General features: G+C 49.1%; 10 protein-coding genes. 7 read left to right on the top strand and 3 right to left on the bottom strand.

Annotation, left to right across the window (positions count from 1 at the left end):
• From AC1WIP_RS07545 to AC1WIP_RS07575, 7 genes are all read left to right on the top strand, one after another.
• A partial coding sequence (locus AC1WIP_RS07545) for a glutamate ligase domain-containing protein (RefSeq protein WP_481141278.1) occupies nucleotides 1-587 on the top strand: 587 nt, incomplete at its 5' end.
• Nucleotides 580-732 carry a hypothetical protein gene (locus tag AC1WIP_RS07550; RefSeq protein ID WP_318704610.1) on the top strand — a complete coding sequence of 51 codons (153 nt, stop codon included), beginning with the start codon at nucleotides 580-582 and terminating at the stop codon, nucleotides 730-732. The genes AC1WIP_RS07545 and AC1WIP_RS07550, both read left to right, overlap by 8 nt.
• A 28-nt stretch (nucleotides 733-760) precedes the next feature.
• A complete protein-coding gene (locus AC1WIP_RS07555) occupies nucleotides 761-2,179 on the top strand; it encodes a tetratricopeptide repeat protein (protein ID WP_481141279.1) in 1,419 nt (472 codons plus the stop codon).
• 173 nt (nucleotides 2,180-2,352) lie between these two features.
• The gene (locus tag AC1WIP_RS07560; RefSeq protein WP_481141280.1) at nucleotides 2,353-2,658 is read left to right on the top strand and encodes an STAS domain-containing protein; all 306 of its coding nucleotides are present in this window, start codon (nucleotides 2,353-2,355) and stop codon (nucleotides 2,656-2,658) included.
• A 134-nt stretch (nucleotides 2,659-2,792) separates the two neighbouring features.
• Entirely contained in the window at nucleotides 2,793-3,287 is a 495-nt protein-coding gene (locus AC1WIP_RS07565) for an ATP-binding protein (RefSeq protein ID WP_318709974.1), read from the top strand.
• A gap of 3 nt (nucleotides 3,288-3,290) precedes the next feature.
• Nucleotides 3,291-4,055, top strand: coding sequence for a SigB/SigF/SigG family RNA polymerase sigma factor (locus AC1WIP_RS07570; RefSeq protein WP_481141281.1), 765 nt, complete (start codon nucleotides 3,291-3,293; stop codon nucleotides 4,053-4,055).
• Nucleotides 4,056-4,199: 144 nt separating this feature from the next.
• Nucleotides 4,200-5,324, top strand: coding sequence for a glycoside hydrolase family 25 protein (locus AC1WIP_RS07575; protein ID WP_481141282.1), 1,125 nt, complete (start codon nucleotides 4,200-4,202; stop codon nucleotides 5,322-5,324).
• 100 nt (nucleotides 5,325-5,424) lie between these two features.
• Here AC1WIP_RS07575 and AC1WIP_RS07580 read toward each other — a convergent pair whose 3' ends face one another.
• From AC1WIP_RS07580 to AC1WIP_RS07590, 3 genes are all read right to left on the bottom strand, one after another.
• Entirely contained in the window at nucleotides 5,425-6,918 is a 1,494-nt protein-coding gene (locus AC1WIP_RS07580; protein WP_481141283.1) for a methyl-accepting chemotaxis protein, read from the bottom strand.
• 106 nt (nucleotides 6,919-7,024) lie between these two features.
• Nucleotides 7,025-7,495: an acyl-CoA thioesterase gene (locus tag AC1WIP_RS07585; RefSeq protein ID WP_481141284.1), complete on the bottom strand. Its 471-nt coding sequence runs from the start codon at nucleotides 7,493-7,495 to the stop codon at nucleotides 7,025-7,027.
• A 74-nt stretch (nucleotides 7,496-7,569) separates the two neighbouring features.
• Nucleotides 7,570-8,196, bottom strand: a complete 627-nt coding sequence (locus AC1WIP_RS07590) for a stage V sporulation protein AA (protein WP_481141285.1) — start codon at nucleotides 8,194-8,196, stop codon at nucleotides 7,570-7,572.
• Nucleotides 8,197-8,241 lie beyond the last annotated feature (45 nt).

The raw sequence follows: 8,241 nt of genomic DNA on the forward strand, positions 1-8,241 counted from the left end.
GTACTAGGTATTATGGTTATGTTAGGCTTACCTTGCACACCATAGCGGGATATCAGATGGAAAATGCGGCCCTTGCGGTACGCTGCGCAGAGGTGCTGGACGGTGGAAAAACCATCTCAAGGGAGCACCTGATCCGTGGAATAGAGAAGTGCTTTTGGGCCGGCAGAATGGAAGAGGTGCTGCCGGAGGTCTATCTGGACGGGGCCCATAACGAGGACGGCATCCGGGCGTTTCTGGATACGGTAAAAATGGACGGCTGGCAAGGGAAAAGGAGTCTTTTATTTAGTGTGGCTGCAGATAAGGATTACGGACATATGCTGCAGAGAGTGGCGCAGTCCGGGCTGTTTGACCGCATTGCGGCAGCGCATATGAAAAACAAAAGAGCTGTGCAGCTTGCAGCGCTTGACAGATTGTTTTTACAGCACCCTGACTGCAGATACACCTTATACGACAATGTTGACACTGCTTTCCGCGCGCTTTTGGAGGAGCAGAGAAGGTCCCGGGGGCAGATGGGGGAAGAACGCATTTATATTGCGGGAAGCCTTTATCTGGCGGGCGAAATAAAGGAGCTGTTAGCGCATGATTAATTTTGAGGAAGAGCTGAAGAAATTTCATCCCAGTCTTGAGGTGGAGGATGCGGAGGAAGCAATTTACAACCAGGATTTGACGGATATGGCGGATATCCTGGTGAAGATGATAAAGGAATCGGAAGGAAAGAAGGAACAGTCATAAGAAACAGTCATGGGAAAGAGGTGTGCGAATGTTTTGTTATAACTGTGGCTGTCGCCTGTCGGAGCACGATTTTTGTACGGCCTGCGGAGCGGATGTCTCTCTTTACAAGAAGATAATGCAGGTTTCCAATATGTACTACAACGAAGGTCTGGAAAGGGCCGGAGTCAGGGACTTGACCGGGGCCATAGGCAGCCTGCGGCAGAGTCTTAAATTCAATAAAAATAATATTGAGGCCAGGAATCTTTTAGGTCTTGTGTATTTTGAGATGGGCGAAGTGGTGGCGGCCCTGAGTGAATGGGTGATCAGCAAAAACCTGAGGGGAGAGAAAAATATTGCGGACGACTATATCGAAATGATACAGACCAATGCTTCCCGGTTAGAGGCCATCAACCAAACCATTAAAAAGTATAATCAGGCTTTGGCTTACTGTGGGCAGGACAGCAAGGATCTGGCGGTGATCCAGCTGAAAAAGGTGCTCTCCCTGAATCCCAAATTCGTGCGGGCCCATCAGCTGCTGGCTCTTTTGTATATGGACAGTGAAAATTGGGAGAAGGCCAAGCGGGAGTTGAAAAAGTGCATGGCCATTGACCGGAACAACACCCAGACACTGCGCTATCTGCAGGAGGTGGAGCAGATGCTTCAGCCGGAAGAGGGTGTAAAGCAGATGCCCAGGCACAGAAAAGATGAGGCAGTGCGCTACCAGAGCGACAATGAGATTATCATTCAGCCGCTGAATGTGAAAGAAACCAGAGGAGGCGGCGTATCCACCCTGGTGAATCTGGGGATTGGACTTGTGATCGGCCTGGCGGCAATGTATTTTCTGGTGGTGCCTGCAGCCGTGTCTAACGCCAACAACGAGGCTCAGAAAACCATAACGGAGATTGGAAACCAGCTGGATACAAGAACTGCCCGGATTACGGAGCTGGAGGCACAAATCGCGAACCTGGAGCAGGAAAATGATTCTTTGAACCAGGAGCTTGAGGGCTATGTGGGGGCGGACGGCACCCTGCAGACCATCGATAATCTTCTTTCGGCTGCAACCGCATATCTGGAGAACCAGGATGCACAGCAGACGGGAGAAAACCTGGAGAGCATTGCCCAAAGCGTAAATATTGAGGATACGTCACAGGCCTTTCAAGGCTTGTACAATGTGCTTCTGGGGGCCGTAGGGCCAGAGCTTTCCCAGACCTATTATGCGGAGGGAACCACGGCCTATAACGATGAGGACTATGGGGCCGCCATTGAAAGCTTTACCAGGGCAGTATATTACGATGCCGCAAACGCGGAGGCTTTGTACAGTCTGGCCGATGCCTACCGCTTAAACGGCGATACGGAGAACGCTGTTGCGACCTATGACAGAGTGATAGAGCTGTTTCCCGATACGGACAGAGCAAGGCGTGCACAGCGTTACCGGGATGACCTCAGCACAGCTGGAGGCAGCCAGTAAAAAACAACAGAATGGAAAAAGTACGAAAGAAAAGAACCTGCATAGTATTATGCAGGTTCTTTTGCACTGCACCCGGTTGGCGCACTGAGCTGATCAGGCGCACATTTATATGCAAAGGAGGACAACGGAACGGATGCGGGGAAAAAGGAAAGGGGAAGAGAGGAAGGAAGCAAATGGAGGAGTTTCAGGTTATTGACAACTGTCTGATGGTCAGACTGCCAAAAGAGGTGGACCATCATCTGGCCGGTTATATCTGTGAGAATGCGGACCAGTACATTGTGCGGGAGAATGTGAGTAATGTGGTTTTCGACTTTGAGGATACCAGGTTTATGGATTCCTCCGGCATTGGCATTATCATGGGACGTTATAAGAAGATTGCCTGCTTTGGGGGCCGTGTTTACGCCATTCATGCGGACAGGCAGATACAGCGGATTTTGAAGATTTCTGGACTGACCAGAATTGTGGAAATATTAAATTAGAAAACAGAAACGGAGAAAAAAGCATGATTGCAGAAATGAAGGAAAAGCCAGAAGTGAAAGAAAAGTCGGAAGTAAAAGAAAAGGCAGAGATGGAAGAACAAAAAGAGAGTCAGGAAGTATGGAGGGGAGCAGACATGAGAAACGAAATGGAGCTTACATTCGATGCGGTTTCCAATAACGAAAGCTTTGCCAGAGTAGCGGTGGCGGCTTTTGTGTCCCATTTAAACCCTACCCTGGAGGAGCTTGCGGACATTAAGACGGCGGTGTCGGAGGCGGTGACCAACTCCATCATACACGGCTACGAAAATCTTTACGGCTACGGCAGGCATGGGGAGGTAAGACCCTCCTACGAGACTGTGCATCCGGGCAAGGTAAGGATTCGGTGCCTTTTGGAAAAGGGAATTTTACATATTGAGGTTACGGATAAGGGGAAGGGAATTTCGGATATTGAAAGAGCCATGGAGCCCTTGTTTACCACAAAACCGGAGCTGGAACGCTCGGGAATGGGTTTTGCCTTTATGGAGGCTTTCATGGACGATCTGGAGGTTTCCAGCGTACCGGGACAGGGAACCTGTGTGCGGATGAAGAAAAAACTGGGAACCGGCGAATGGATAGACAGAGAGGACTAGCTTATGGAAGATGTGTCAGTACTGATTGCAAAATCCCAGTCGGGAGATAAAGAGGCCAGAGAAGTACTGATCGAGAAAAACCTGGGACTGGTGCATCATATTGTGAGACGCTTTGCAGGAAGAGGATGTGAAATGGAGGATTTGTTTCAAATCGGAACCATAGGGCTCATCAAGGCAATCGACAAATTTGACTTAAGCCAGGGGGTAAAGTTTTCCACCTATGCGGTGCCCATGATCACAGGGGAAATCAAACGTTTTCTGCGGGATGACGGACTGGTGAAGGTGTCCAGAACCATCAAGGAAAATGCGCTGAAGGTGCGCGTGGCCAGGCAGCGTCTTCAGGCCAGGCTGAACAGAGAGCCGACTCTCTCGGAAATCAGCGGAGAATCCGGGCTTTCCCGGGAGGAAATCGTGCTTGCCATGGAGGCGGGGGCTGAGGTGGAATCCTTATACAGCGCGGTGTATCAGGATGACGGAAGTGAGATGTATCTGGTGGACAGAGTGGTGCAGAACCAGGGGACGGCCTCTGCTGCAGGACTTGGCGGACTGTGTGACGGAAACGATTATGAGAAGGAGCGGCTTTTGGATCACATGCTGCTTTCCCAGCTTTTGGACAGTCTGGAGGCTTCCGACAGAGAGTTGATCTATATGCGCTATTTCCAAAATAAGACACAGGTGGAAATTGCTGCAATTTTAGGGGTCAGTCAGGTTCAGGTCAGCAGAATGGAAAAAAAGATACTCTTACGGCTGCGGGAGCGGGCGGGCTGATTTTGATTCATTAATATTTTATAAAAATTGCTATTTTTTCTTTTTTTTCCTCACATTTTAGATTATCATGAAAGATAAAGGCGACTGCGGTCGAAAGAGGCGGACTGCGGCACGGATGTGAAAAAAGGAGAGAAGAAAATACCCATGAAAAATAATAGAAACGGCAGCCGGACTACGGAGGACAGACTGGAGAGGAGCGGACGCAGAAGAAATAACAGAATCAGCTCCATTCTTGTGATGTTTGGATGCCTTCTTGTATTGGTGCTTGTGACTTATCTGGCCGGCGTTCTTTATATGTGGATAGATGCAGAATTTCAGAAGAATGCCGATGACATTGCGGAGGCGGTGATGCTTTCCGAGCAGGAGGATCAGGTCACCTATACCCAGGAGGAGGTTGACGCCATGGTGGCCCAGGCAAAGGAGGAGGCGGGGACCGAGGCCTCCCAGGAAATTCTGGAGGGAATCAAATCATCTCTTACAGCCGGAGAAACGACGGTGGAAACCCTTCGTCCCTACTATCCCGATGAGCTGGTGGTGGTGAGCGGCGGCACTTTCCATTTTGTACCCATACAAAGGGATCTGCGCTTGAATGACTACACCCAGGAGAATTTGAATATTCTGGAGACGGGTGAATACCAATATGTGGAAAATGGACAGGTGACCTCCCATAAGGGGATTGATGTGTCCAGGCACCAGGGAGAAATCGACTGGCAGCAGGTGGCGGCAGATGGCGTTGAGTATGCCTTTATCCGGGTGGGCTTGAGAGGCTACGGCACCGGAAAGCTGGTGGAGGATGAGTATTTTGAGCAGAATATCAAAGGGGCCTTAAGCGCTGGAATCAAGGTGGGAGTTTATTTTTATACCCAGGCTATAAACGAAGAGGAGCTTTTGGAGGAGGCCAATTTTGTACTGGAGAAAATTGCACCCTACCGGATAGAATGCCCTGTGGTGTTTGACGTAGAAAAGGTATCAGGGGACGATGGACGTATGAACAGCCTCACGGTGGAGGAGCGCACAAACCTTACTCTTTTGTTCTGCCAGACCATTGAAAATGCAGGCTATAAGCCTATGATATACCACAATATGGAGATGGGGGCGCTTCTGCTTGATCTTGCGAAGCTGGAGAATTATGACAAATGGTTTGCTTATTATAATGCAGATTTCTATTATCCCTATCAGTATGAAATCTGGCAGTATACGGACAATGGCACTGTAAACGGCATTGACGGGCCGGTAGATTTGAATATCAGCTTTGGGCCTCTTTGGTAGGCGCAGACACAAAGGGCAGGATTTCCGAGAAAGAATCATAGGAATCCTGCCCTTTGTTTTGGTATGGTAAAAATTGGTGAGGCTTTGCTATCTTTAAATTTTACAGATAATTTTTGATTTCCTCAAATTTGTTTTGGACATTACTGAGGGCTGTGCGCACACCCTCCGCGCGAACCAGGTTCTGCTCGCTCATTTCATGCACTTGCTCTGCGCTGGCGGTTACCTCCTGTGTGGAGGCGGAAAGCTGCGAGATATTGTCCACAATCCGATTGTTGGACTGAGACAGGCCGGAAATCTGTTTGTCAATGGCGTTGATATCCTCAATGAGGCTGGTCATGTTATTGTTTAGTGTGGTAAAGGAGTCCGCAGCAGTAAGGATATTTTCGTTTTGCAGCTTGGCCGCGTTTAAGGAGGTGTCAACGGAGGCCACCACCTCAGCGGCATTGGCGTTTAATTCGCTGGTGATTCTGGTGATCTCTTCCGTAGAGCTCTTGGTCTGTTCGGCAAGCTGGCGGATTTGATCGGCTACCACTGCAAAGCCTCTTCCAGCCTCCCCGGCTCTTGCGCTTTCGATGGAAGCGTTCAGGGCCAGAAGATTGGTCTGACTGGAAATCTGGAGAATCATTCCGGCAATATTTTCCACCTCTTTTGTCTTGTCCTGAAGCTTTGTCATGGACTGGGTAACCGCATGATTGGTGTCGGCAATTTTTGCGGACTGTTCCTTTAGGTTGTCCATGACTTTCATGTTATTTTGAATGCTTTCGTTGGATTGTGTAGCCACCTCTACCATCTTTTTGGAGCGCTCCTGGGTTTCATTGATGGCCTCCTGGATGGTCTGGGTCATATTGTTCTGCTCCTCAATGCTTTGGGCCGTTGTGCTGGTGGCAGAAGAAATTTCTTTCATGCTTTGGGCCGTCTTGGTGGCAGCATCTACCAGCTCATTCACCTGAGTGTCGCTTGCGGCAGTCTGCTCCTGTACAGTCTTGGAGATATCCAGAATGTGATCCAGCATGGTCTTTTGCCTCTGGCTCTGCTCCTGTACGGAGCCTAAAGCGTGATCGCTGAACAGCTTGGAGACGCTGCTGACCTTGCAAAGCACAAAAAGGATAATGTACATACATATGCTGCGGCAGAGAGAGTCGATGTCGATAACGCTCACTCCCTTCGCCAAACGGACTGCCACCACCAGCGTAAAAAGAACCGCATAGACAAGGCTGGTGCCACGGAAGCATTTATGGTCATAGTAGGGAATCTGCAGAGCCAGTATAATAATCACAGCATAATAGATAAATTCTGCATTTGTCTGCACTCCCAAAAGCAAAAATTCCAGCCCCACAGTGATGGAAACGAAGAGCTTTAAGCGGCGGCTCTCTCTATTTCGGAAAAACAAAACCAAATCCACTGCAAGGAATATCAAAACAAAGACGATGTTTCCATAGGCCGTGGGCGCGGAAATGTTTCCGGTAAACAGCTTCATCACAAGAAAAACCAGAAACATACACCAGAGAAGGGAAGAGGCTAATATGTACAATCCGTTCATTTTCCGACAGCGTTTTGCTGCGTCATTATAATAATACTTGTTTTCTGAGTTCATAATTTACCTCGTTTCCGCATCCGCTTTGCAGGGATGCTTGTTTGACATTATTGTAACTTGAAATTCCAAAATTTTCTACATATTTAAACAAAAAAGGAAGAAAGGACTAGTAGCCTTCCTTCCTGCGCATAAGCCGAAGCTCCCTTCTTTTTTCCGCATTTTCCCACTCCATGCGTTCTCCCTCATTCTCGAGCAGCAAAGGAGGAACGGGCGTGGGCTTTCCGTCGTCGCCCATGGCCACCATGACAAAATAGGCCCTGTTAATGGGATGCCTTGTGCCGTCTGTATCCTCCCTGTAGGTGTCAACCCGGACCTCCATGGAGGTAGTGCCCACATGGGTCACTCTTCCGATGAGCACAATGATATCGTTTAAATAGGCGCCTGACTTAAAATAGAGATTGTCGATGGCCACGGTGGTGGCATTGCGTCCGCAGTGGCGTCTTGCAGCAGCGCCAGCCACCTCGTCGATCCAGGCTAAAAGCCGTCCCCCGAACAGCCTGCCGAAGCCGTTGATATCCGGATAGATAACCACCCGAAGCTGCTCCGTCTCAGAATCAGATACTCTTTTTGGTTCCATAACTTTCCCTCGTTTGTATATGTGATAGTTTTAGTGTAATACAAACCCAGGGGAAACTCAAGGGGATTCTTAAGTCAAGCTTCCGCCTCCTTCCCCTCTCTGTCCGCCGTTTCGATTAACGCCATATCCACATCCTTCTCGTAATTGCGCATGGCAACCTCAATGGGGGTAGGGTCCTTCGTGATCCTGCGCCCGCCCACATGGTTAAAAAACAGGATAATCCCGGCGGCCAGACCGATGGAATAAGATACCTCCAGAACGTTTAAGCCGTCCGGCTCCCTGTTCATGACCAGCCGGTAAAATTCCGTAAAAACATCGTTGATTCCCACATCATTGTGATAGGCCATAATGGTAAAGGCAGTGCCGAAAAAGCTTACCATACATACAAGAGCCGCTTTAAACCACTGCTGCCAGCCCTTGTGCTTGTCTACCGAAACCCATTCCACCAATACATCGGTCTCCCCTATGATCTGTACAGTGATGTTGGGACAGGCTTTTTCCATCAGCTCCACAACCTTAAGAGTGCTCAGAACAAATCTTTTACAGGAGTCACTGGAGAAATGATGCACCTTCAGGGATTTCAGCTTTGCGCTTATGGTATCGTCTGCGCAGCGCAGGGCGGCGATATCTGTCAGAAAGACGTCCGGGGACGTTACCTCTGCATTTCTGGTACATTTTAGATAAACGGTTGCCTGAGACATTTTTTCATCCTTTCTTATGCGCTTTCTTTATGCGGTGCGGTGAAA

The organism is Acetatifactor sp. (genome assembly GCF_982438285.1).

Coding starts and splice junctions, on each gene's coding strand:
- AC1WIP_RS07550 (WP_318704610.1), top strand. CDS start 580: ATGATTAATTTTGAGGAAGAGCTGAAGAAATTTCATCCCAGTCTTGAG.
- AC1WIP_RS07560 (WP_481141280.1), top strand. CDS start 2,353: ATGGAGGAGTTTCAGGTTATTGACAACTGTCTGATGGTCAGACTGCCA.
- AC1WIP_RS07570 (WP_481141281.1), top strand. CDS start 3,291: ATGGAAGATGTGTCAGTACTGATTGCAAAATCCCAGTCGGGAGATAAA.
- AC1WIP_RS07590 (WP_481141285.1), bottom strand. CDS start 8,196: ATGTCTCAGGCAACCGTTTATCTAAAATGTACCAGAAATGCAGAGGTA.
- AC1WIP_RS07565 (WP_318709974.1), top strand. CDS start 2,793: ATGAGAAACGAAATGGAGCTTACATTCGATGCGGTTTCCAATAACGAA.
- AC1WIP_RS07585 (WP_481141284.1), bottom strand. CDS start 7,495: ATGGAACCAAAAAGAGTATCTGATTCTGAGACGGAGCAGCTTCGGGTG.
- AC1WIP_RS07555 (WP_481141279.1), top strand. CDS start 761: ATGTTTTGTTATAACTGTGGCTGTCGCCTGTCGGAGCACGATTTTTGT.
- AC1WIP_RS07575 (WP_481141282.1), top strand. CDS start 4,200: ATGAAAAATAATAGAAACGGCAGCCGGACTACGGAGGACAGACTGGAG.
- AC1WIP_RS07580 (WP_481141283.1), bottom strand. CDS start 6,918: ATGAACTCAGAAAACAAGTATTATTATAATGACGCAGCAAAACGCTGT.